Annotated in this window: 21 protein-coding genes; 9 read left to right on the forward strand and 12 right to left on the reverse strand. The window is 63.5% G+C overall.

The annotated features are described in order from the left end of the window. Positions 1-5 precede the first annotated feature (5 nt). On the reverse strand, positions 6-926 hold the full coding sequence (locus NCS67_RS26405; protein ID WP_008346723.1) for a LysR family transcriptional regulator: 921 nt from the start codon (positions 924-926) through the stop codon (positions 6-8). A gap of 168 nt (positions 927-1,094) precedes the next feature. Here NCS67_RS26405 and NCS67_RS26410 point away from each other — a divergent pair, with 168 nt between their 5' ends. The 5 genes from NCS67_RS26410 to NCS67_RS26430 all read left to right on the forward strand — a co-directional run bounded on the left by NCS67_RS26410 (position 1,095) and on the right by NCS67_RS26430 (position 4,997). After that, the gene (locus tag NCS67_RS26410; RefSeq protein WP_008346725.1) at positions 1,095-2,378 is read left to right on the forward strand and encodes an aromatic ring-hydroxylating oxygenase subunit alpha; all 1,284 of its coding nucleotides are present in this window, start codon (positions 1,095-1,097) and stop codon (positions 2,376-2,378) included. After that, entirely contained in the window at positions 2,375-2,875 is a 501-nt protein-coding gene (locus tag NCS67_RS26415) for an aromatic-ring-hydroxylating dioxygenase subunit beta (RefSeq protein ID WP_008346726.1), read from the forward strand. Before NCS67_RS26410 ends, NCS67_RS26415 begins: the two co-directional genes overlap by 4 nt. A gap of 78 nt (positions 2,876-2,953) precedes the next feature. Further along, the gene (locus NCS67_RS26420; protein WP_250437286.1) at positions 2,954-3,328 is read left to right on the forward strand and encodes a tautomerase family protein; all 375 of its coding nucleotides are present in this window, start codon (positions 2,954-2,956) and stop codon (positions 3,326-3,328) included. Between the two features lie 14 nt (positions 3,329-3,342). Beyond that, positions 3,343-3,858, forward strand: a complete 516-nt coding sequence (locus NCS67_RS26425) for a nuclear transport factor 2 family protein (RefSeq protein WP_250437287.1) — start codon at positions 3,343-3,345, stop codon at positions 3,856-3,858. After that, complete coding sequence (locus tag NCS67_RS26430) at positions 3,855-4,997, forward strand: amidase (RefSeq protein ID WP_250437288.1); 1,143 nt, start codon at positions 3,855-3,857, stop codon at positions 4,995-4,997. Before NCS67_RS26425 ends, NCS67_RS26430 begins: the two co-directional genes overlap by 4 nt. 23 nt (positions 4,998-5,020) lie before the next feature. On the opposite strand, the gene NCS67_RS26435 is transcribed toward NCS67_RS26430, so the two are convergent. The 8 genes from NCS67_RS26435 to NCS67_RS26470 all read right to left on the reverse strand — a co-directional run bounded on the left by NCS67_RS26435 (position 5,021) and on the right by NCS67_RS26470 (position 13,903). After that, complete coding sequence (locus NCS67_RS26435; RefSeq protein WP_250437290.1) at positions 5,021-6,595, reverse strand: sensor histidine kinase; 1,575 nt, start codon at positions 6,593-6,595, stop codon at positions 5,021-5,023. A 37-nt stretch (positions 6,596-6,632) separates the two neighbouring features. Next, positions 6,633-7,013 (reverse strand): response regulator, encoded by a 381-nt coding sequence (locus tag NCS67_RS26440; protein ID WP_008346733.1) that lies wholly within the window; start codon positions 7,011-7,013, stop codon positions 6,633-6,635. Between the two features lie 81 nt (positions 7,014-7,094). Then, positions 7,095-7,481, reverse strand: coding sequence for a response regulator (locus NCS67_RS26445; protein ID WP_008346734.1), 387 nt, complete (start codon positions 7,479-7,481; stop codon positions 7,095-7,097). Positions 7,482-7,494: 13 nt separating this feature from the next. Further along, on the reverse strand, positions 7,495-8,934 hold the full coding sequence (locus NCS67_RS26450) for an ATPase domain-containing protein (RefSeq protein ID WP_008346736.1): 1,440 nt from the start codon (positions 8,932-8,934) through the stop codon (positions 7,495-7,497). A gap of 170 nt (positions 8,935-9,104) precedes the next feature. Continuing rightward, complete coding sequence (locus tag NCS67_RS26455) at positions 9,105-10,775, reverse strand: ATP-binding protein (RefSeq protein WP_250437291.1); 1,671 nt, start codon at positions 10,773-10,775, stop codon at positions 9,105-9,107. After that, positions 10,772-12,271, reverse strand: a complete 1,500-nt coding sequence (locus NCS67_RS26460) for an ATPase domain-containing protein (protein WP_008346739.1) — start codon at positions 12,269-12,271, stop codon at positions 10,772-10,774. The genes NCS67_RS26455 and NCS67_RS26460 overlap by 4 nt, the downstream gene beginning before the upstream one ends. Before the next feature lie 116 nt (positions 12,272-12,387). Continuing rightward, complete coding sequence (locus tag NCS67_RS26465) at positions 12,388-13,179, reverse strand: EAL domain-containing protein (RefSeq protein WP_250437292.1); 792 nt, start codon at positions 13,177-13,179, stop codon at positions 12,388-12,390. 136 nt (positions 13,180-13,315) lie between these two features. Beyond that, positions 13,316-13,903 (reverse strand): nitroreductase family protein, encoded by a 588-nt coding sequence (locus NCS67_RS26470; protein ID WP_008346743.1) that lies wholly within the window; start codon positions 13,901-13,903, stop codon positions 13,316-13,318. A 248-nt stretch (positions 13,904-14,151) separates the two neighbouring features. Here NCS67_RS26470 and NCS67_RS26475 point away from each other — a divergent pair, with 248 nt between their 5' ends. Continuing rightward, the gene (locus NCS67_RS26475) at positions 14,152-14,790 is read left to right on the forward strand and encodes an NADPH-dependent FMN reductase (RefSeq protein WP_033535800.1); all 639 of its coding nucleotides are present in this window, start codon (positions 14,152-14,154) and stop codon (positions 14,788-14,790) included. A gap of 97 nt (positions 14,791-14,887) precedes the next feature. Here NCS67_RS26475 and NCS67_RS26480 read toward each other — a convergent pair whose 3' ends face one another. Further along, the gene (locus tag NCS67_RS26480) at positions 14,888-16,219 is read right to left on the reverse strand and encodes an LLM class flavin-dependent oxidoreductase (protein WP_250437293.1); all 1,332 of its coding nucleotides are present in this window, start codon (positions 16,217-16,219) and stop codon (positions 14,888-14,890) included. A gap of 183 nt (positions 16,220-16,402) precedes the next feature. On the opposite strand from NCS67_RS26480, the gene NCS67_RS26485 reads away from it, so the two are divergent. Beyond that, positions 16,403-17,230, forward strand: a complete 828-nt coding sequence (locus NCS67_RS26485; protein WP_008346747.1) for a MetQ/NlpA family lipoprotein — start codon at positions 16,403-16,405, stop codon at positions 17,228-17,230. A 69-nt stretch (positions 17,231-17,299) separates the two neighbouring features. On the opposite strand, the gene NCS67_RS26490 is transcribed toward NCS67_RS26485, so the two are convergent. Beyond that, positions 17,300-17,941 carry a peroxidase-related enzyme gene (locus NCS67_RS26490; RefSeq protein ID WP_175981605.1) on the reverse strand — a complete coding sequence of 214 codons (642 nt, stop codon included), beginning with the start codon at positions 17,939-17,941 and terminating at the stop codon, positions 17,300-17,302. A 209-nt stretch (positions 17,942-18,150) separates the two neighbouring features. Here NCS67_RS26490 and NCS67_RS26495 point away from each other — a divergent pair, with 209 nt between their 5' ends. Continuing rightward, positions 18,151-18,726: a peroxidase-related enzyme gene (locus tag NCS67_RS26495; protein ID WP_250437294.1), complete on the forward strand. Its 576-nt coding sequence runs from the start codon at positions 18,151-18,153 to the stop codon at positions 18,724-18,726. Between the two features lie 34 nt (positions 18,727-18,760). Further along, positions 18,761-19,963, forward strand: coding sequence for an acyl-CoA dehydrogenase family protein (locus tag NCS67_RS26500; RefSeq protein WP_008346754.1), 1,203 nt, complete (start codon positions 18,761-18,763; stop codon positions 19,961-19,963). Positions 19,964-20,046: 83 nt separating this feature from the next. Here the strand turns inward: NCS67_RS26500 and epsC are convergent, their stop codons facing one another. Further along, positions 20,047-20,982 (reverse strand): serine O-acetyltransferase EpsC, encoded by a 936-nt coding sequence (gene epsC / locus NCS67_RS26505; protein WP_008346756.1) that lies wholly within the window; start codon positions 20,980-20,982, stop codon positions 20,047-20,049. Positions 20,983-21,264 lie beyond the last annotated feature (282 nt).

Consider the following 21,264-nt stretch of genomic DNA (forward strand, 5'->3'; position numbering starts at 1 on the left):
CGAAATCACATCGTCTTGAAGCTCGCGAGGGTGTCGGTCATCAGGGCGCGCATCCACGCGTTGCCTTCGTCGTCGTGAAAGTGTTCGTGCCAGTGCATCGTCACGGCCACTCTCGGCAACGGTACAGGCAGCGCGTAAATGTTGAACGCCTCGCCTCTGTTGAGGATATGCGCGAGCTTTTCCGGCAGCGTGGCGAACAGATCCGTTGCAGCCAGCACGCCGGGCACCGCCACGAAATGCGGCAACGCCAGCGCGATATTGCGTCCGACGCCTCGTCCGCGCAGCGCATCGTCGAGCGCGTCATGGCTGTGTTCGAGCGAGCGAACCTGAACGTGCGACGCGGCAAGGAACTGCGCGAGTTTCAGCTTCGTGCCTTCGGGCAGATCGTCGCGCTTGCGGGTCATGCATACATACGATTCCTCGAATAGCACGCAATGGCGCGTGCGCGGCAATAGCGACGGCAAGTTGCCGATCGCGAAATCCAGCCGGCTCGCGCGCAACGCTTCTTCGATTTCTTCGACCGGCAACGGCTCGACCACCAGCTTCGCGCGCGGCGCGGCATCGTGCAACGCGGCGCAGATCGCCGGCAGATACGCCATCTCCCCCGCATCCGAGAGCGACAGGCGAAAGGTACGCGTGCTCGTCGCCGGATCGAAACGCTCGGCGTAACGCAACGCCTGGCGCACGGTGTCGAGCGCGCGCCCGACGATTTCGGCCAATTCCAGCGCGACGGGCGTGGGCTGCATGCCCGTGCGCGTGCGGATGAATAGCGCGTCGTCGAACAAGGTGCGTAATCGCCCGAGCGAATAGCTGACCGCCGGTTGAGAGAGCGCGAGACGCTCGCCTGCGCGCGTCAGGCTGCGCTCTTCCACGATAGCCTGGAAAACGCGCAGCAGATTCAGATCGATATGGTCGATGGATGTCATGACGGGCCGTCCGAGATATAGGCCGCACTGATTGAGCGACCCGTTTTTAATCGATTTGACGCATGATCCTCGAAAAGCGAGACTGATGTCAACGAGAGGATTTGCCGAGCGCCCAGCCAAGCTCGCGTCAGTCGTTCGATCAGCCACTCAACTTCTCCGAGGAATACGATGAGTACGCCGACCTATCAGACCATCGACACCAGCGCGCTCGCCAGGCGCGCGGAGTCCGATCGCATTGCGCCTTCGCTTTACTACGATCCGGAGTTGTTCGAGGCCGAACTCGAACGCATCTTCTACAAGACGTGGGTGTGGGTTGCGCATGACAGCGAGTTGCCGAAGCCCGGCGACTTCGTGACGACGACCATCGGCCGTCAGCCGGTCATCGTCGTGCGCGACAAGACCGGAACCGTGAACGTGTTGCAGAACCGTTGCCGTCATCGGGGCGCGACCGTCTGCGAAGAGCACAAGGGCAACGCCAAGGGTTTCACATGCCCGTATCACAGCTGGTCCTATGCGCTCGACGGCACGCTGCGCGCCCTGCCCTACGGCGATGGTTATGAAGGCGTGTGCGAGAAAGGCGATCTGCCGCTCAAGAAGCTGCGCGTGGGCGTTTATCAAGGGCTGATTTTCGCGAGCTTCGATGAATCGATCGAACCGCTCGAGGACTTCCTCGGCGGCGCCAAACCGTGGATCGATCTTTTCATGAAGCAGGGCGCGGGCTACCCCATCAAGGCGAATGGCGAGCACAAGTTCAGGTTCAAGGGCAACTGGAAGATCCAGCTCGAGAACACGACGGACCTGTATCACTTTCCCGTCGTCCATAAGTCATGGATGAAGTCCATCGACGATGAAACGGCCGCCGTCATCACGAGCTTCATGACGAGCGACAAGGCGTTCTGCCGATCGCTCGGCAATGGTCACAGCCTTGCCGTGCTGATGCCGGAATTCGTCGATCTCGATCAGGACGACGGCGCGCCGCTGCCCGAACGTTTCAATGAACTCGCCGCGCAACTCGCAGAGAAACACACGCCCGAAGAAGTGCGCCGCATCGTGCGTTCGCTGATGGGCGTCGGCTTCAACCTCAATCTGTTTCCGAACCTCGCGCTTTCGATGGCGTTCTTCCGCGTGCTGCGCCCGATCTCCGCGGTGGAAACGGAAATCCGCCATGTCGCGCTGGGAATGGACGGCGGCCCCGAGGAAGCCAATCGCGCGCGCTTGCGCATGCACGAGCACTTCCAGGGCCCGTTGGGCTTCGGCAGCCCTGACGACGCCGAAGCGTGGGAGCGCGTGCAGCGCGGCTCATACGCCGGCCCTGACGTACCTATCCTCGTGAACCGCGGCCTCAACCGCGAAACGACCGCACCGAACGGTGAGAAGACCGCGCATTCGACCGACGAAACCGGCATGCGCGAAGCGTACAGACAATGGCGCGCGATGATGGAGCAAGCATGATGGACGAACGCAACGCACTCTTCACGGACCAGACCTTGGCGCGCGCGATCGCATTCATCTGGCGGGAAGCGGAACTGCTCGACCGCCGGGACTATCGCGCCTGGCTGGATATGTGGGACCCGAAAGGCCATTACGTCGTGCCGATCGATCCGCGGACGACCGACTACGCGTCCACGCTCAACTACGCATACGATGACCATCACATGCGCGAGTTGCGCGTGCAGCGTATGACGTCCGGCTTTTCGGCGTCGGCCTCCGATGCGGCGCGCACGGTACGCACGGTGTCGCGCTTCACGCTCTCTGGCGACAGCGCGGACCTCGTCGAGGTCAAGTCCTCGCAGATCGTGATTGCCTACAAGCGCGGTCTGTCCACGATCTTTGCTGCCGACCTGACGCACAAGATCGATATGTCGAGCGGCGAGCCGCGTCTGTCGGAGAAGGTGATCCGCCTGATCGACTCGACCGAGGCGCTGAGCGCCATCGGCTTTCTGCTTTGAAGTCATGCGCGCGTCGTGTCGATGTCGGTCGTCCGGCATTGCCTTCAGCGATGCGCGCGCTATCCATTCGCTACGTTCATGCCAACACTCGAAGTCTATTTGCCTCAAGGTCACGCCGACGAACGCAAGGCATCGCTCATTCAAGGGCTCACGCAAGCGACCGTCGACGCGATCGGTGCGCCGGCCGAATCCGTGCGCATTCTGCTGTCGGAGTTGCCCGCATCCAATAGCGGCCTCGGCGGCAAAGTCAGCGCGGCGGGATTGCCCGTCATCATCGCGATCCTGATTGCTGGCCGCACGCAGACGCAGAAAGAAGCGCTGATCGCGCATCTGTCGGAGACCGGCGCTTCCGTGCTGAATGTGCCCTTGCAGTCCACGCGCGTGTTGATCAAAGACATTCCGAATACCGATTTCGGCCTGGGCGGAAAGACCGCTCGCGCCTTGGGCCGATAAGAATACGTGAAGCCATGACGGACAAAATCATCGAGAGCCTGCAGGCGCGCTTGCGCGTGCTCGAAGCGCAGAACGCGGTGCGCAAGACCATCGCCCGATACATGGCGCTCTGCGATGTGCCGGCACGCGCGCTCAAAGGTGAATCGCTGACGGCACTCTTCAGCGATGACGCCGTGTGGGAAGGCATCGGTCCACAGTATGCGGACAAGTTCGGCCGCTTGGCGGGGCCGAACGCTATCGTCGCGATGCTGCAACGCTACCTGCCGCCCACGCCGCACTTCGCGACCAACGTCCACTTCCTGACGAGCGAGCATATCGAAGTGAACGGCGATACGGCGAAGGGCCGCTGGATCATGTTGCAGGCATCCGGATATGTCGATGCAAACGCCGAGCTCATCTCGGCGCGGCTCGATGTGGATTTCACTCCGTCGCCTCACGATGAAGACGTTTGGCTGATTCGCCACTTCCGCACCGAACGCCTTTTCGACGCGCCCTGGCAACTCAACCCCGCGCAAGGAGTCCGTGCATGAGCGCCTTTTTGCAGCGATTCGATCTCGCGACGCATGCCGCCGCCGATGCACCGACCATCGCGATCAAGGACAGTATCGACATAGCCGGCTATCCGACGACCGCGGCCAGCCGCGCACTCGCCGATGCGCCGCCCGCACCGCGCCACGCGCAAGTCGTGCAGCGGCTGCTCGATGCGGGCTGGCGCATTACAGGCAAGGCGAACATGCACGAACTGGCGTTCGGCATGACAGGCCTCAACGACTTCAGCGGCACGCCCGTCAATCCCCAAGATCCGGCGCGCATTCCCGGCGGATCGTCGAGCGGCTCGGCATCGGCGGTGGGGCTCGGGCTCGTCGATGCCGCCCTCGGCACCGATACCGGCGGCTCCGTGCGTTGCCCCGCGGCATGCTGCGGCGTGATCGGCCTGAAGCCGACTTTCGGGCGCGTGTCGCGTGAAGGTGTCGCGCCGCGCCAGACGTCGCTCGACTGTGTCGGCCCGTTTGCACGGGAGATGAACACGGTCATCGACGTAATGCTCGCAATCGATCCGTCATTTCAGGGCGGCCGTGCGCGCCGCGACGTGACAGCGATACGCGTCGCGTTGCCCGATGTGCAAGCCGAAGGTCGGATCCGCGACGCGGTGGCGAGCGCGGTCGCGCGCAGCGGACTCGCGTCGCGCGCCGTGCAGCTCGAATCCATTCAGGATGCGTTCACGGCCGGTCTCGCCGTCATCAACGCCGAGACGTGGCGCGCGTTCGCTCATCTCGTCGGCAGCGGAAAGCTTGGCCCGGATATCCTGGCGCGGTTGAGCGCCGCCGCGAACACGCCGGTATCCGAGCTCGATGCAGCCGAGCGCATACGTCGCGACTTCACGGACGAGGTCGATCGCGTGCTGGCGGACGCCGACGTCCTCATTCTTCCGACCATGCCATCGCTGCCGATCACGATCGAGGCCGCGCGCGCGGGCACTCCGGTGATCGCAATGTCGTCGCTTATCCGGCCTTTCAACCTGAGCGGACATCCGGCGCTTACGTTACCGGTTCCGGTTGAAGGGGCGTCGCTCAAGGCGGGATTGCAGATTGTCGGCCGCAAAGGCGATGACGAGACGGTGTGCGCGGTGGCCGCATACATCGAAGCGATGCTCGCTCCGCATGCGTAACGAGCCGACGAGCCGTGCGCCTCTCAACGCAAGTTCGAGTCGAGCGGCAGACGCACGGTGAAAGTCGCGCCCTGCCCGCGTCCGGCGCTCGCAACATCGACCGTTCCGCCGTGCAGGCTCAGGATGTTCTTGACGAGCCACAGTCCGAGCCCCAGGCCGCCGACGCGTCCGCTCGACTGCGGCGCGATCTGCTGAAAGCGGTCGAAGACGTCCGGCAGCGCATCGGGTGCAATGCCGCGCCCCGTGTCCTGAACGGTCAGCACCGCCTGGCCGTCCGATGTGCTCACGGAAATGGACACGCTGCCCGCGTCCGTGAATTTCACCGCGTTCGTGAGCAGATTCCAGACGACTTGCTCGAGGCGGCTTTCATCCGCCATGACGATGCACGGCTCGACGTGCGGCGTCTGCAATCGCAGGCCCTTGTGCTCCGCGGTCTTGCGGATGTCTTCGACGACGTTGAGCGCGAGCGCACCGATATCCACCGGCTGCAGATGAACCGAGAGCTTGCCGGTAACGACCGCGCCGCTATCGAGCAGATCGTCGACCATATGCGACAGTTGGCGGCCGTTGCGGCGGATCGCTTCGCCCGCCCGCGCGACGTGTGAAGGATCGGCGACGACCTGCAGCAGTTCCGCCCACGAGACGATCGCGTTCAAAGGCGAGCGCAACTCGTGACTGACGGCCGCGATGAAATGATCCATTGTCTTGGCGAGCGCTTCGCTGCGCTCGCGCCCCGAACGTTCCTCGCCGGCCGTCGCGGACAGCTCGAGCTCACGTTCCTTGCGCGACGTGATGTCGAGCGTGAAGCCCATCACCGACTGCATGGTGCCGTCGTCCGCGAACTGCCCTGTGCCGCGAATCAGGACCCAGCGCCGGCCACGCGCTCCATCGATGCATCGTTCGCACTCGAAGCTTCGTTTGGCTTGCAGCGCCTGCCAGTGCTCCGCAACCGGATCGGGCTGCTCGATGAACAGCTTTTGCCGATCCAGCCCGGCGATGTCCGGCAAGCCGAGATCTTCGACGCATTGTTCGCTGCAATGTACCGCGCCCGTTCCGACGTCGAGCTCCCATGCGCCCACGCCAGCGAAAGCCAACGCCCGTTCGAACCGAACGCGATGATCGTGCAGGCGCTGCTCGGCTTCTCTCGCAAGAATCTGCCGGAGCCGCGCGTGCGAGCGCAGTCGCGCTTTCTCTCGCCGTTCCGTGCGCGTCGCCAGCGTGTGCATCGTGACGTCATCGAAGCGCAGCAGGATGAGCGGCGGTTCATCGGCGGTCGCGGGAAGATGCGAGACGTGGATCTGCCAGTACCGCGACGGCTGTTCGTGCGTGGCGGCGCGATCCGGCGTGTCCAGGCTGAAAGCGGGCGAGAGGCGGCGCTGACCCGCGTGCAGATTCGCCACGAGCGCGCGGATCAGATGTTCGCATTGCCCCAAAGCCGCTTCGGTCTCGCCGAACATCGCAAGCCATGCCCGGTTCGCGAACACGACTCTCAGGCCCGGGTCGAGCATGAGATACGGCTCGATCAAGCGGTCGAAGATCGCCCGGTCGGCCGTGCCGACAGCGCTCGCTTCCGCCGAACGGGAAGTCGAGTCGGTCATCGGAAGAGCCGTGGTGATGTTGCCAGAGGACGCTTCGTCACGATCGATCCTCTCCTTGTCCAAATCCCTGCGTGAGTTCGGCAACGGTCTTCAGGAACTGGTCCATCGACGCCGGTTTTCTGAGCAAGGCGTTCCAGAGAACGATGCCGCTTGGCCGAGCCACATGGGCGGACGTATGCAGCACGATGGGAATCGCCGCCCATTCCGGCCGCTCGCGAACGGCCCGGCACAATGCCTCTCCGTCCATGCCGGGCATCATCAGGTCTGTGATGAGCAGGTCGGGCACCGAGCGTTGCATCGCGGCAATGGCCTCTCGTCCATCGCGCGCGCGTTCCACCTCGTAGCCGGAATATTCGAGCGCGAAGCTCCACGCTTCGAGCAGATCAGGTTCGTCATCAACGAGAAGGACACGCGTCATGGACCGCTCACAGCCATACAAAAACGGTTGGAATCCCGGCGCGGGACTGAGTCAAATCCTCAGTATCCTGCTTGTTCGTCACTACGGCTGGCCGCGCAATCCGGCGCCGCCTCTTTCAACATGCAATGTCACCAGTTCGATCAGACGATACGGCGGATAAGGCTTTTGCAGTATTGCCGCGAACAACGCCCGATCGGCCGGATCGATCGCGTGCGGGGCGGCGCTGCACAGGACGATCGGAATCCGCCGGAAGTCATCGTCGCCGCTGAGCGCTCGCGCAAGGTCCACGCCTGAACTGACGGGCATCATGAAATCCGTCACCACGAGCGACGGTCTGATGCGCTGAATCGTCTGCAACCCGTCCGCGCCGTTCGAAGCAGCATGCACGACGTGCCCCAAGTCCTGCAGCAGGAACTTCAGGAAATCGGTAACGAGAGGTTCATCGTCCACGACGACAAGATTAGCCATGCGCGCAGCCTGGCTATCGTCCGCTCGCGTCGTCGCCCATTGCGCCTCGCGCCGTGGACATCGTTCCCGTGACGTGCAGCCCATCGCCGAGTCCGGAAATCTGCACTTCCGCGGTCGATGTATCGAAGAGGCTGTCGCGCACCTTGAGCACCGTGATGCTGCGTCGCAAAGGACCACCCGCCGCCTGATGGCGCATCTCGATCACGTTGTCGATCTGCGACAGGATTTCCGGCGATGGATTGGTGCGCCACGGCCCCGACAGTTCCTTCGTTTCCCAGGTGCACACCGTCGTCACGCCGATCGCGCGCAGCTCGTTGCTCAACGCGGCGAAGAATTCGACCATGCGATGCGGATCGACGGTCGCGCGTTCGAAACCGGCGAGGCCGTCGATGAACAGACGTTCTGCGCGCGTCGTGCGAACCGCGTCGAGCAGCTCGTAGGCGAGCTTGTCGAGAAGATTTTCGGTGAGCGGGCGCCACAACATGCACAGCGCCTTCTTTTCGACGAGCGTTTGCAGATCGAGACCCAGTGCCTTCGCTTTCGCGTACAGCCGCTCCGGCGTTTCATAGAAACCGAAATGCACGGCAGGCCGCTCGACGGTCGCGCAGTTGAGATAGCCGATTCCGAAGGTCGTCTTGCCGCTGCCGGCTGGCCCCACCACGACGGACATCGAGGCGGCAGGCAAACCGCCGCCGAGCCGTTCGTCGAGCCCGCCCGTACCCGTGGCGACCTTCGTCAACCCGACGGTCTCTTGCGTGGACGGTCGAGCGAGAGCGGCTTCGAGGCGAGGGAATACGGCGATGCCGCGCTCCGAAATTTCATAGAGATGCAAGCCGCTCAGCGCACGGCTGCCGCGCGATTTCGCAACGCGAATGTGCCGTACGGTGCGCGACCCGAACAGGTTCTCCTCGAGGTGCAGCACGCCATCGACCATCGTGTGTTCGGGACTGGATTCGTCGATCCGGGCACTGGTCAGGAAGAGAACCGTGCAACCGGTGAACGCAGCATGACCTTGCAATTCCGCGACGAAGGTCTTGATGTCCAGATTGGTTTCGCTGCTTTCGCGGGCATTGAGCAATCCGTCGAGCACGAGAATGCTGGCCTGCGTGCGCGCGAGCTCGGAGCGCAGCAATGCGACCAGCGCATCGAGTCCCTTCTCGCGAAGCGTGCGAAAAAGACTGAGGTAAGTCAGATCCTTGCCGAGGCGGCTCGCATCGTAGAAACTCAGCGCCGATAGCGACTGGAACAGCCGGTCGTGCGATTCCGCGAGCAGCGTGATGTAGAGAACCTTGTGTCCCTGACGGGCTTGCGCAAAGGCAATCTGATTGGCGAGGATGGTTTTTCCCGCTCCCGGCCGTCCCTGCACGATATAAGACGAGCCCGCTATCAGTCCGCCGTCGCAGATATCGTCAAGTCCCGGAACTTCGCTGCGTAGCCGCGCGAGTTTGTCCATTGCGTCGATCCATTATGTTGGGTGGCAAGCCGGGCATCGCTACCCATTTGCCGCCGCCGTTCCGTACCTGTCGGTTCCGATCCCGCCACTTCAGGTCGGCAGTGTACTCGAAATGACAGGGCAAGACGACGCTCCGGCGTTCCCGTCTCGCAGGCTCGACGTCGAGCGCGTCAGTCTTCTGCGTCGATCATGTCGTTGATTTTCAGCACGAGTTCTTCGATCGCAAACGGCTTCGTCAGCAGGTGCGCGCCCTCTTCGACCCTGCCGTTGCCGAACACCGATTTCTCCGCATATCCCGTCATGAAAAGGACCGGCAAGGCGGGCCGCCTGAACCGCGCCCGGTCCACCATCTCCTTCCCGTTCATGCCCGGCATGCCGATGTCGCTGACCAGGATGTCGATCTCCGCGTTCGAATTGAGGATGTCGAGCCCGGACGGACCGTCGCTGGCTTCGATGACATTGAAACCCGCATCCTTCAGCACTTCGGTGCAGCCCAGGCGAATATCGGCTTCGTCATCGACGACGAGCACCGTGCGCTGCTTCCCGACAGCAGGCAGGACGATCGTCGCCGGCAAATCTTCCGCTTCCGGTTTCGAATCCGTCAGTCGCGGCAGATAGATGCTCACCGTCGTGCCCTTGCCGACCTGCGACTCGATCGACACTTTGCCCCCCGACTGACGCGAAAATCCGTACACCATGGACAAGCCCAGGCCCGTGCCCTGCCCCAAGGGCTTCGTGGTGAAGAACGGATCGAACGCCTTGTCGATGATTTCCGCTGCCATGCCGTATCCCGTGTCGGCGACCGCGATCACGACGTAATCGCCATCGCTCAAACCGTGCAGGCGCGCAAGGCGTCCCTTGAAGGAGACGTTGTTCGTGCGGATCGTCAGCGTGCCGCCCGCGGGCATGGCGTCGCGTGCGTTGATGCACAGGTTGAGCACGGCGTTCTCCAGTTGCACCGGGTCGCTCAACGTCGTGTGCAGGGTTTCTTCGAGCCGCGCATTCACTTCGACGGACGGTCCCAAGGTGCGCCTTATCAGATCGAGCATGCCGTCGATCAGGCGGTTCGGCGAGATCGCCTTGGGGTCGAGCGTTTGTCTGCGTGCGAAGGCAAGCAGCCGATGCGTCAGCGCGCCGGCTCGCTGCGTCGCATCGTGCGCGCTTTGGACGAAGCGTTCGATGTCGGCGAAACGGCCCTGGCGCATGCGCAGCTTGGTCAACTCCATGTTGGTGTTGATGACCTGCAGCAGGTTGTTGAAGTCGTGCGCGATGCCGCCCGTGAGCTGACCGATCGCCTCCATCTTTTGTGCTTGCCGAAGCGTTTCTTCGGCCGTCATCAGCTCTTCGGTGCGCTCGGCGACCCGCCGTTCCAGAAGCTGCGCGGCGTCCTTGAGCTCGTCGAGATGCCGTTTCGTCTGAAGCTGCCGTGCGCGCGCGCGAATCAGACCGCGCGCCACGCTTTGAAGCACTTCCGCGGTCAACGGGCGTGCGAGCAACGTGACATTGCCGAGCGCTTCGAAGAGACGCCAGCGTTGCACCGTGCTCGGACGATCGCCCGGCACGGTCAGAATGCAGATAGGAATGTCCGACCACGGCGGCTGTTTTTCGAGGCAGTCGGCAAAATCGCCCGACGGCGCCAGCTCGGAAAGCGACTCTTCGGTCAACAGCAGCCCCGCGATGCTCATGCCGTCGTTTTGCCGAAGCTGTTTGCAGATATCGGCCAATGTGCCGATTTCGAGCGCATCGATGCCGCCGGCGCGCAGCGTCTCGACGATGATCCGCGCATCCTGTCCGACCGGCGCGAGCACCTGCACCGTCGTCGGCGCTTCGTCACGCATCATGACGCGTCAGCCGGTTGGTCGCCCTCGCCGATCAATTCTTCGCGGGCGCCTTCGTAGGTCGGAACGCCGGTGAAAATGCCGCGCAAGGTTTCGAGCGGTGGCCCGACTTCCACGCCAATCGACGAAAGCTGATATTCGTGGATCGCGTTGTCGTGCAGGCCCGTTCGCTGTTTGATGACCGAAAGTGCGCGCCGCAAACGGCCCGCGGCTTCGAAAAAGCGCAGAAGCAACACGGTGTCGCTGAGGAAACTGAGGTCGATCGGGTTCTGGACATCGCCGACCACGCCCTGTTGAGCGAGCACGATGATCGTCACGACGCCGCGCCGATTCAGATAGGTGAGCAACTCATGCAGATGCAGCACGAGCGAACGCTCTTCCGGCATCGTGCTCAGATACGAATTGATGCTATCGATGACGACCACGCGAGCGTTGCGGTCTTCGACATCGCGGCGCACGGCCCACACGAATTCGCCCGGCGAGAGACGCGACGGGTTCATCCGCCGCCATGAGAATCGCTCGCTCGCCATGGCCTCGTCCGCGCTCAGGCCCAGGCTGTGGCCGCGTCGCAGGAATGTCTCGTAGGTCTCATCGAACGAGAAGTAGGACGCAAACTCGCCGTTGTTCGCGCTCGACAGCGCATAGCTCAAGGCGATCGACGATTTTCCCGCACCCGATGGACCGATCATCATCGTGGTCGTCCCGCGATCGAGTCCGTGGCCGAGAATGCGATCGAGGTCCGCGAAGCCGCTTTCGAGCGGCGCTCCGCCGGGAAGACTCGCATGTTCGTCGGCGATCAGGCTCGGAAACACGAGCACTTCTCCCGGCACGAGCATGTAGTCATGCCATCCGCTCTGGAAGTTCATGCCGCGCATTTTTGCGACCCGCAGCCGCCTGCGCGCGGCGCCGTAGTCGCGCTCGATCAGTTGGAGCGTGATGACGCCATGGACAAAACTATGAAGTTCTCCGTCCTCTCCGCTCAGAAGGTCGTCGAGAAGGATGGCGGTGACCTCCCTTCCCTGCATGAAGCGCTTGAGTTCGAGCATCTGCCGCCGGTAGGCGAGCTTGTTTTGCGCGAGCATGTGCAACTCCGACACGCTGTCGATGACGACCCTCTCGGCGCCTGTCTCCTCCACGCGGCGGATGATCCGTTCGATGGTCCTGTCGAACTCGACCTCCGACGGAAAGAGCACCGTTTGCTGACGCGATGCGTTGGCCTCGTCCGGTATCAGTTCGAAGATATCGATACCGGACATGTCCCAGCCATGCGTGGCTGCCGCGCTTCGAAGCTCCTGCTCCGACTCCGAAAAGGTGACATACAGGCACTTCGCAGCTTTCTCGACGCCCGCAATGAGGAAGCGCATGCCGATGGTGGTTTTTCCAGTGCCGGGCGCCCCTTCGACGAGATGCAGCCGATGCGTCGGCAGCCCGCCGCGCAGAACGACATCGAGTTCGGGGATTCCTGTCTTCGTGAGCGGCAGTGGAACGATCTCTGGCATAACCGGCCTTTGAGTGGTGTTTTTTACCTCCTAGCAATTTTTCGGCCTTGAAGAGTTTTGGTCGCCAAGTCAGCTTGCTTTGCGAAAAGCACGGCTGAAACGGCAATTTCGCGCGCTCAGGACTGGACTGTCCAGTCTTCGGTCGGCGCGGGCAGAGAGCGAAACGCGGGCTTCGCGAAGAAATATCCCTGCATCAGCGTGACGCCCTGCGCGAAGAAGAAGTCCCGCTCGCCACGGGTTTCGATGCCTTCGGCGATCACGCGGATGCCGAGATCGCCGCACATGGACAACACGCCCCGCACGATGCTCTGCCGCACCGAATTCGTGTCGATTCCGCGCACCAGTTCCATGTCGAGTTTGATGAAATCTGGCTGGAATTCGGCGAGCAGCGTGAGCCCGGAGTAGCCGGCGCCGAAATCGTCGATGGCGGTCTGAAAGCCGAAGCGTCTGTACGCACGAAATATCTCGACCAGATGCGAGCGGCTGATGACGCTCTCGCCCTCTACGGTCTCGAAGATGATGCGATCGGTCGCGAACTTGAATTTCTCGGCCGCCTCGAACGTGCTGCGGATACACGCTTCAGGCTGATAAACCGCGTTCGGCATGAAATTGATCGACAGGAATCCGCTCATGTCGAGCGACGCGGCCTGTTCGATCGCCACGGTGCGGCAGCGTTGATCGAAATGGTAGCGATTGGCTTCGTCGACCCGCGCGAGCACCGATCCCGCCGATTCGCCGTTCGGGCCGCGCACCAGCGCCTCATGGGCATACGCGACGCCATTGCGCGTATCGACGATAGGCTGGAACGCGAAGGCCAGATCGATGACGTCGCTATCGGGGACGCGGCAACCCGTGCACTTGTGCGACGCATCGCCGTGCGCGAGCTGGATGGCTGGCTTATCTTTCATGAATTTTTCGGATCGCGCACGCGGCGCACGTTTTGACTAGTCTTTATCGACGCGAATCGACATGGGCTTTACACCCCGGACGAGAAACCGTGCGCTGCACAGTCGCGCGCCATGTCGCGGCGCGCTCCCGCTTTACTCAGTTCTTCCACCCGCCGAACTGCGCGATGTCGACCACCGGCAGCCGCTTGCGCGGCGCTTGCTCCCGTTCGGCCAACGCGTCGGACAGCACGCCTACATCGCCATGATGCGCAACCGAGATCACGGCGAGCGGCGTGTAGCGCTCCGCGATGCCGAACGCGTCCCGCAAGGCCTTCGCGTCGAAGCCGCTCATCGAATGGGCGGCGAGGCCGCGCGCATGCGCCTCGAGCAGCAGCGCCAGCGCCGCGGCGCCGGTATCGTAGCTCGCGTTCGGATTGACCTCGCCCTTGGCGTTGAGCGTATCCGCGAGCACCGCGATCAGCACTTGCGCGTTCCGGTTCCACGTCTGGTTGAACGGAACCAGCGTGGCGAAGGCGTCCTCGAATGCGGCAGCGTTCCGGGTCTTCTCGAACACGAGAAAGCGCCAGGGCTGCACGTTATACGCCGATGGCGCCCAGCGCGCCGCTTCGAGCAGCGCAAGCACATCGGCGTGCGCGACGGGCTGTTCGCCATAGGCGCGCGGACTCCATCGTCCGGCGAGCAAAGGATGAATGTCGATATCGGTCGGTGCGGGTCGGTGCGTCATGGATTCTGGCGATCGAAATAAAAAAGGGCTTCCAGCATAAGCCGTGCGGCGCGAACGCGATATGACTTCCCGTGCTGATTAAATCGGCGCCGACGATAAGCCGCCTTCCCGCGCCGCGGGCATGTACACGCATATCCTTAGCTCGATTCGTGCTTTCCGCTTGGCGATCCGGGCGACTATCATGGTCAGTCTTAGCCGCCCGCTGAATAGTCGCTGCGCGCTGTTCCGCCTTATCCGGAGTTGCTATCTTGTCCCGTATTGAACCCATTCGCCGGCCGCTCGTGGTCGGCATCGGCGGCACTACGCGCCCTGCATCGTCCACCGAACGCGCGCTGGGCTTCGCGCTCAAAGGCGCGGAAGAATCCGGCGCTCGCGTGCGCCTGTTCGGCGGCGCATTTCTGCACAGCCTGCCCCACTACGCGCCCGAAACGCGCGATCTCACCGACGCCCAGCGCGAACTGATCGAAGCCGTGCGCGACGCCGATGCGCTCGTCATCGCGACGCCCGGTTATCACGGCGGTATCTCCGGGCTCGTGAAGAACGCGCTCGACACACTCGAAGAACTGCGCAACGACGAGCGCCCTTATCTCGACGGCCGCGCGGTCGGCAGCATCGTCACCGCTTATGGCTGGCAGGCGGCGGGCACGGTGCTGACCTCGCTGCGCTCGATCGTGCATGCGCTGCGCGGCTGGCCGACGCCCTTCGGCGCCGCCGTCAACACGCTGGAAACGCGCTTCGAAAGCGCCGACCATTGTTCCGATCCGAAGGTCGTCGAGCAGTTGTTTACCGTCGGACAGCAGGCGTCGAACTTCGCACTCGCGTTCGCTTCGCACCGGCCGGATGCGTGGCATGCAGTGACTCGCGAAGTCGCGCTCGCACAGCGCTGAGGCAGGCAAGACGTCGAAAGCATACGGTCGATCCGTGCGCTTCGACGATGGACGATGCTTGGTATCCCGACGCACGTTCCGCGCGATGCCGAGCGCATCAGCCACGCGCGAAGAAACGGTTGGCCGGCCTCGGCAAGCCGAGATGCTCACGCAGTGTCGAACCCTCGTAAGCGCGACGGAAAATGCCGCGCCGCTGCAACTCCGGCACCACCTTGGCGACGAAATCATCCAGGCCCGCGGGCAGATACGGGAACATCACGTTGAAGCCGTCGCTGCCTTCCTCGACGAGCCACTGTTCCATTTCGTCGGCGATATCCGTCGCGGTGCCGACCATCTGCAAGCCGGAATAGCCGCCGACACGCTGCGCCAGTTGCCGCACGGTGAGCCCCTCCGCGCGCGCCATGTCGATGACGCGTTCGCGCGCACTTCTGCTCGCGTTGGTTTCGGGAATCTCGGGCAACGGGCCGTCCGGATCGAACGACGAGACATCGTGGCCGAGCGCGATCGACAGCGACGCGAAACCGCTGTCGTCATGCACGAAAGTGTCGAGCAATGCGCGCTTTTCCTGCGCTTCGTCACGCGAGTCGCCCACTACGACGAACGCGCCCGGCAGTATCTTCAGATGCTCGCGCGCGCGGCCTGCGCGCTCCATCCGGCCTTTGACATCGGCATAAAAGCGCTTGCCCGCGGCGAGATTCGGCTGCGCGGTGAAGACGGCATCGGCGGTTTCGGCGGCGAGCTGCCTGCCCGCTTCGGACGATCCCGCCTGCACCACGACCGGCCAGCCCTGCACCGGCCGCGCGATGTTCAGCGGCCCGCGCACCGACAGATATTCGCCCTTGTGATCGAGCACGTGCAGCTTCGCGGGATCGAAGAAGAGGCCGCGTTGCGTGTCCTGCACGAAGGCGTCGTCGGCCCAGCTATCCCAGAGACCGGTAACGACATCGTAGAACTCGTGCGCGCGCCGATAGCGCTCGTCGTGCTCCATGTGTTCGTCGCGGCCGAAATTCAGCGCGGCATCCGGGTTCGACGTGGTGACGAGATTCCAGCCCGCGCGCCCTTCGCTCAGATGATCGAGCGATGCGAACCGCCGCGCGATGTGATACGGCTCGTCGAACGTCGTCGATGCAGTAGCGATCAGGCCGATGCGCTCGGTCACCGAAGCGAGCGCGGACAGCAGCGTGAACGGCTCGAACGATGTCGCCGTGTGGCTGCGCTTGAGCGCGTTGACCGGCATGTTCAGCACGGCAAGATGATCGGCCATGAAGAAGGCATCGAAGCATGCTTTCTCCAGCGTCTGAACGAACCGCTTCAGATGCCGGAAGTTGAAGTTCGCATCGGGATACGCGCCGGGATAGCGCCACGCGCCGGTGTGCAGGCTCACCGGACGCATGAATGCGCCGAGATGGAGTTGTCGGGACTGTGGCATCGCGTCGATGAATGAAGGAGTGGCGAACCGCGTCAACTTACTCCAACTCGCGCAAACACGCTCGATCGCGCTGACCATTTGCAAATCATGCGACGGGACATATCCATAGCGTCCGATATTATTTGCCGGGCACGCGCCGCGCCTCTAGCATCGGCTTCTTTCAACCAGCCTGCCTGTCCATTCGTGAAGATCAAGCATTCATTCAAGACTGTCCTGTTCCCGGTCCTGCTCGCGTGCGCCGTCGTGAGCGCGCAGCCGTCGTTCGCGGCGAACCAGACCGTGCGGGTCGGCATCATGTCCGGCGAGGACGAGGATGTCTGGCGCACCGTCGCGGCCAACGCCGCGAAGCGAGGCATCACGGTCAAGGTCACGACCTTCTCCGACTATACGCAGCCCAACGAGGCGCTCGCGCAGCACGATCTCGACGCCAACTCGTTCCAGCACAAGCCTTATCTCGATGCGCAGATCCAGGCGCGCCATTACGACATCGTGCCGGTCGGCTTCACCTATGTGCAGCCGATCGGCCTCTACTCGCGCAAGGTGAAGTCGGTGGACGCGCTGCCGCAGAACGCGTCGATCGGCGTGCCGAACGACCCGAGCAACGAAGGCCGCGCCCTGCTGCTCCTGCAGGCGAACGGCGTCATCAAGCTGCGCGAGAACGTCGGCCTGCTGCCGACCGCTCGTGACATTGCGAGCAACCCGAAGCATGTGCAGATCAAGGAACTGGACGCGGGTATCGTCGGCCGCGCGATCGGCGATGTCGACGCCGCCGTCGTCAATACCGATTGGGCGATCAAGGCGGGCATCCAGATTCCGCAGGAGCGCATCGCGCAGGAAAAGGTGACGAACAATCCGTATCGCAACTTCATCGCGGTGAACGCGAAAGATGCGCAGGCGCCGTGGGTCAAGGCACTGGTCGAGAGCTATCAGCAGGCGAATGTCGCGTCGTCGATTCTTTCCGTGTATCACGGGGCGACGTTGCCGGCGTGGGAAGACGCGCCGCAGCATTGAACGCGACGGCGAAGCATCGCCGATCATCGGGACGCGGGGCCTGTTTTCGGAAGGAAACAGGCCCCGGCTTCATAGTGTCGCCGGATCGCGGCCCGCAAAGAACTGTTCGTCCGGCACCACATTCAACGCGATGGTCAGCCGGTTCGCATAGTTGAAGAACGCCGATATCTCCAGCACTTCGGTCACCGCCTGCTGCGTGAAGCCTATCGAGCGCAGCCATTGCAGATGCTCATCGCGAATGCTGCCCGGCTCGCGCGTGAGGCGCTCCGCGATCTCCGCGAGCGCCGCCTCCTTCACGGACAGCCGCACATGGCGAAAGCCCTGCGCGATGCGCTGCGCACGCACGGTATCGCCCGAGACGGCCGCCAGCGCCTGCGTGTGATTGAAAACGCAATAGCTGCATTCGTTCACGGCCGACGTGACCACCGCGATCAACTCGCGCTCGGCTGCCGTGAGATGGCTGCGGTGCGGATCGAATAGATGCTCGTAGAACGTGACGAGCCGGTACGCCGTATCGGGGTTGACGGAAAGCGCCGCAAGCCAGTTGGGCACGAAGCCATACTGACGGCGAAACTTCGCGTGGATCGCCGCGACGTGCGGCGGCAAGCGGGCCTCGTCGGGCAAGCCGAAACGGGAAACCGGTTCGCGTATTGCATCGGCATCCGAATTCAGCTGATCGGCGAACGGATCTGAAGGTGCAAGAGTGGACATCGTATGGAGTCTCCTGGCGCTATGTTCGGGCATCCAAATTAACGCACTCGCCGACGAGCGGTGTGACTGATTTTTCATAAGCTAATCGGTGTTTGGACACATCGCGCTCGCCGAATTGCAAATCGCAAATCGATATTGGATCGCACGAAAGATCGCTGCGCATAATGAGCCGCAGCTTCTCTTCACTCCTTCCAGGCGAGGCATGTGACATGGCAGAAGTTCTGAGCACTGAGACGCACGTCATCGGACGGCTCGATGTTCCGACGCACGATGCGCTGAGCGACGATCTCCGGCAACTGGTCGAGCAGCACGGCGGCGACAACTGGATTCGGGCGCTGTCCCTGAATGCCGATACCGCGCGCCGCTTCACGCAGTACTTCGAGAAACTTTTCAGCGCGACGGGCGGACGACTGCCGCTCGACGAGCGCGAGCTGATCGCGGTGATCGTGTCGCGCACGAACGGCTGCGGGCTGTGCGCAATCCATCACGCGCATGCGCTCGGCGAGGCGCTCGGCGACCGCGTGCAGGCCCGGCGCATTGCGCTCGACTATCACCTCGCGGATCTGTCCGCGCGGCAACTGGCGCTCGCCGAAATCGCCGAGACCATCACGACATCGCCGCGCGCGATTACCCGTAAGGACTTCGACCGCCTGCGCGCGCTCGGCCTCGACGACGCCGATATCCTCGAAGCGATCGAAACCGCGTCGTGGTTCAACCATACGAACCGCATCTTCATCGCGGCCGGCGTCGTGCCCGACGAGAAGTATTTCTCGGCGCTCGCGTAATGCCGATCCCGCATCCGCACACAGGAGAGTTTCGATGAGCGCCGTACTCGAACCCGTCATCGCGTCGCCCGCGCCGGGTGATGCCTCGCATCTGCTGTCCGACGCGCTGCTCGATGCGATCGGCCAGCGCGCCGCCGGTTATGACCGCGAGAATCGCTTCTTCTCCGACGACCTGCGCGATCTTCACGAAGCCGGTTTCCTGCGCGCCACGGTGCCGATCGAATTCGGCGGACTCGGCCTCACGCTGCCGCAACTGCTGCGCGAGCAGGTGCGGCTCGCGGCCCGCGCGCCATCGACGGCGCTTGCGCTGAACATGCATCTGTACTGGGTCGGCGCGGCGCTGCATCTGTATCGGCGCGGCGACAAGTCCGCGCAATGGATTCTCGAGGAAGCGGGCGCGGGCAAGGTGTTCGCGGCAGGCCATGGCGAGCCGGGCAACGATCTCGGTCTCGCGTGGTCGTCGGTGAAGGCGACGCCGTTGCCGGACGGCGGCTATCGCTTCGACGGCCGCAAGATCTTCACCTCGCTCGCGCCCGCATGGGACTGGCTCGGCGTGCATGGCATCGACGACTCCGATCCACAGGCGCCGAAGATCGTGCATGCATTCATCCGGCGTGACGCGGCGGGACATCGCACGGTGCAGACCTGGGATGCGCTCGGCCTGCGCGCGACGCGCAGCGACGATACCTGGCTCGAAGGCGCCATCGCGCCGCGCGACAAGGTGATCCGCGTGCTGCCCGCGGGCATTCCCGACGATCCTTTCGTCGATGGCATTCTCGGCGCGGTGCTGCCCGGTCTCGGCGCGGTCTATTACGGCATCGCGAAGCGCGCGTTCGACATCGCGGTGGAATCGGCGAAGCAGCGTGCATCGCCGGCCATCGGCGGCAAGACTTATGCGTACAAGCCGCTGACGCAGCAGGCGGTCGCGCAGGCGGCCATCGAGCTTGCGAGCATCGAGGCGCTCGTCGAGCGCGCGGCCGAGCGCTGGTGGACGGGTTACGGCGAAAGCGAACCGTGGATCGCGCACTTGCTTGCGGCGAAACAGCATGCCGTCGATGGCGCGTTGCGCGTGGTGAACCTCGCGCTGAAGATCGCAGGCGCGGCTTCGCTGTCGCGTCATAGCGAGCTGGAACGGCTGTATCGCGATGTGCGCGCGGGCGCGTTTCATCCGCCGAACGCGGATGCGGCGCATGAAGTCATCGGTCAGGCTTGGCTCGGGGTGCTCGGTCAGGCGTGAGCGTCGCGGCGCATGGTTGACTTTTCCATGCGTTGCGCGCTTGAACTTCTGCATTCAGGCTTGCGCTTCGCGAATAACAGTGCTTACCGCGCAACCTCCACTGCGGACGCACGCGCGCCTTCCTCACCGCTTTGCGAAAGCGCCTGCGTCACCGAAGCACCGGGCGCGACGTCGTGCGTGAGCCATACGTTGCCGCCGATCACCGCGCCGCGTCCGAGCGTCACGCGTCCGAGGATCGTCGCGCCCGCATAGATGACCACATCGTCCTCGACGATCGGATGACGCGCGAGGCCCTTCTCCAGATGACCTTCCGCGTCGCGCGGGAAGCGTTTCGCTCCGAGCGTCACCGCCTGATAGACGCGCACGCGATTGCCGATGACCGCCGTCTCGCCGATCACCACGCCCGTGCCGTGATCGATGAAAAAGCCCGAGCCGATGCGCGCGCCCGGATGAATGTCGATGCCTGTTTCCCCATGCGCGAGTTCCGCGACGATGCGCGCGAGCAGCGGCAACCCGAGCCGGTAGAGCTCGTGCGCGACGCGATGGTGAATCATCACGAGAATGCCGGGATAGCAGAGCAGCACTTCATCGACGCTGCCCGCCGCCGGGTCGCCCTGATAGGCCGCGAGGATGTCGCTGTCGAGCAGACTGCGAATGCGCGGCAGGGTTTTCGCGAACGCGCGTATCGCATCGCTCGCGCGCGTTTCGACGGCGTGATCGTCGCGCGGCAGATGACGCGCCTTGTATTGCAGTTCGAGCTTCGCCTGCACGAGCAGCCCTTGCAGCGCGAAGTCGAGCGCGTGGCCGACGTAGAAGTTTTCGCTTTCCTGTCGCAGGTCGGGCGGTCCGAGCCGCATCGGAAAGAGCGCGCCTTTCAGTGCGCCGATGATGTCGCCAAGCGCCTCGCGTGCGGGAAGCTCGCGCCCGCCCGGTTCGAGCGAGCGCTTCTGGGCTTCGCGCCACTGCTGGCGGACTGTCTGAAGCGATTGGACGATGTCGTCGATGTCGAATACAGCCACAGTGCAGTCCTTTCTATGTAATGGGTCAGCTCGCGTGGGCGCGCGATGCGCGAGCGGTAAATTCGTCGCGCGCGCTCATCGATGGGAGCGAGCGGTCGACGCGCCGCCTGCATCGCAGCGAAACAGCGGCGGTTCGACCGGCGGCTGAAACATGTCGACCGCATGGCCCATGTTGAAGTAGCCCGCCTGCGCGAATAACGCGATGTGTTCAAGCCGCTCCGCGCGGCTCGCCTCTCCGTCGCCGCGCGTAGAAGTGCGCGGCGGTTCGCACCCGCACGCATT

This window comes from Caballeronia sp. ATUFL_F2_KS9A, assembly GCF_023630765.1.
GTDB lineage: Bacteria > Pseudomonadota > Gammaproteobacteria > Burkholderiales > Burkholderiaceae > Caballeronia > Caballeronia zhejiangensis.

Coding starts and splice junctions, on each gene's coding strand:
- NCS67_RS26405 (WP_008346723.1), bottom strand. CDS start 926: ATGACATCCATCGACCATATCGATCTGAATCTGCTGCGCGTTTTCCAG.
- NCS67_RS26410 (WP_008346725.1), top strand. CDS start 1,095: ATGAGTACGCCGACCTATCAGACCATCGACACCAGCGCGCTCGCCAGG.
- NCS67_RS26415 (WP_008346726.1), top strand. CDS start 2,375: ATGATGGACGAACGCAACGCACTCTTCACGGACCAGACCTTGGCGCGC.
- NCS67_RS26420 (WP_250437286.1), top strand. CDS start 2,954: ATGCCAACACTCGAAGTCTATTTGCCTCAAGGTCACGCCGACGAACGC.
- NCS67_RS26425 (WP_250437287.1), top strand. CDS start 3,343: ATGACGGACAAAATCATCGAGAGCCTGCAGGCGCGCTTGCGCGTGCTC.
- NCS67_RS26430 (WP_250437288.1), top strand. CDS start 3,855: ATGAGCGCCTTTTTGCAGCGATTCGATCTCGCGACGCATGCCGCCGCC.
- NCS67_RS26435 (WP_250437290.1), bottom strand. CDS start 6,595: ATGACCGACTCGACTTCCCGTTCGGCGGAAGCGAGCGCTGTCGGCACG.
- NCS67_RS26440 (WP_008346733.1), bottom strand. CDS start 7,013: ATGACGCGTGTCCTTCTCGTTGATGACGAACCTGATCTGCTCGAAGCG.
- NCS67_RS26445 (WP_008346734.1), bottom strand. CDS start 7,481: ATGGCTAATCTTGTCGTCGTGGACGATGAACCTCTCGTTACCGATTTC.
- NCS67_RS26450 (WP_008346736.1), bottom strand. CDS start 8,934: ATGGACAAACTCGCGCGGCTACGCAGCGAAGTTCCGGGACTTGACGAT.
- NCS67_RS26455 (WP_250437291.1), bottom strand. CDS start 10,775: ATGATGCGTGACGAAGCGCCGACGACGGTGCAGGTGCTCGCGCCGGTC.
- NCS67_RS26460 (WP_008346739.1), bottom strand. CDS start 12,271: ATGCCAGAGATCGTTCCACTGCCGCTCACGAAGACAGGAATCCCCGAA.
- NCS67_RS26465 (WP_250437292.1), bottom strand. CDS start 13,179: ATGAAAGATAAGCCAGCCATCCAGCTCGCGCACGGCGATGCGTCGCAC.
- NCS67_RS26470 (WP_008346743.1), bottom strand. CDS start 13,903: ATGACGCACCGACCCGCACCGACCGATATCGACATTCATCCTTTGCTC.
- NCS67_RS26480 (WP_250437293.1), bottom strand. CDS start 16,219: ATGCCACAGTCCCGACAACTCCATCTCGGCGCATTCATGCGTCCGGTG.
- NCS67_RS26490 (WP_175981605.1), bottom strand. CDS start 17,941: ATGTCCACTCTTGCACCTTCAGATCCGTTCGCCGATCAGCTGAATTCG.
- NCS67_RS26495 (WP_250437294.1), top strand. CDS start 18,151: ATGGCAGAAGTTCTGAGCACTGAGACGCACGTCATCGGACGGCTCGAT.
- NCS67_RS26500 (WP_008346754.1), top strand. CDS start 18,761: ATGAGCGCCGTACTCGAACCCGTCATCGCGTCGCCCGCGCCGGGTGAT.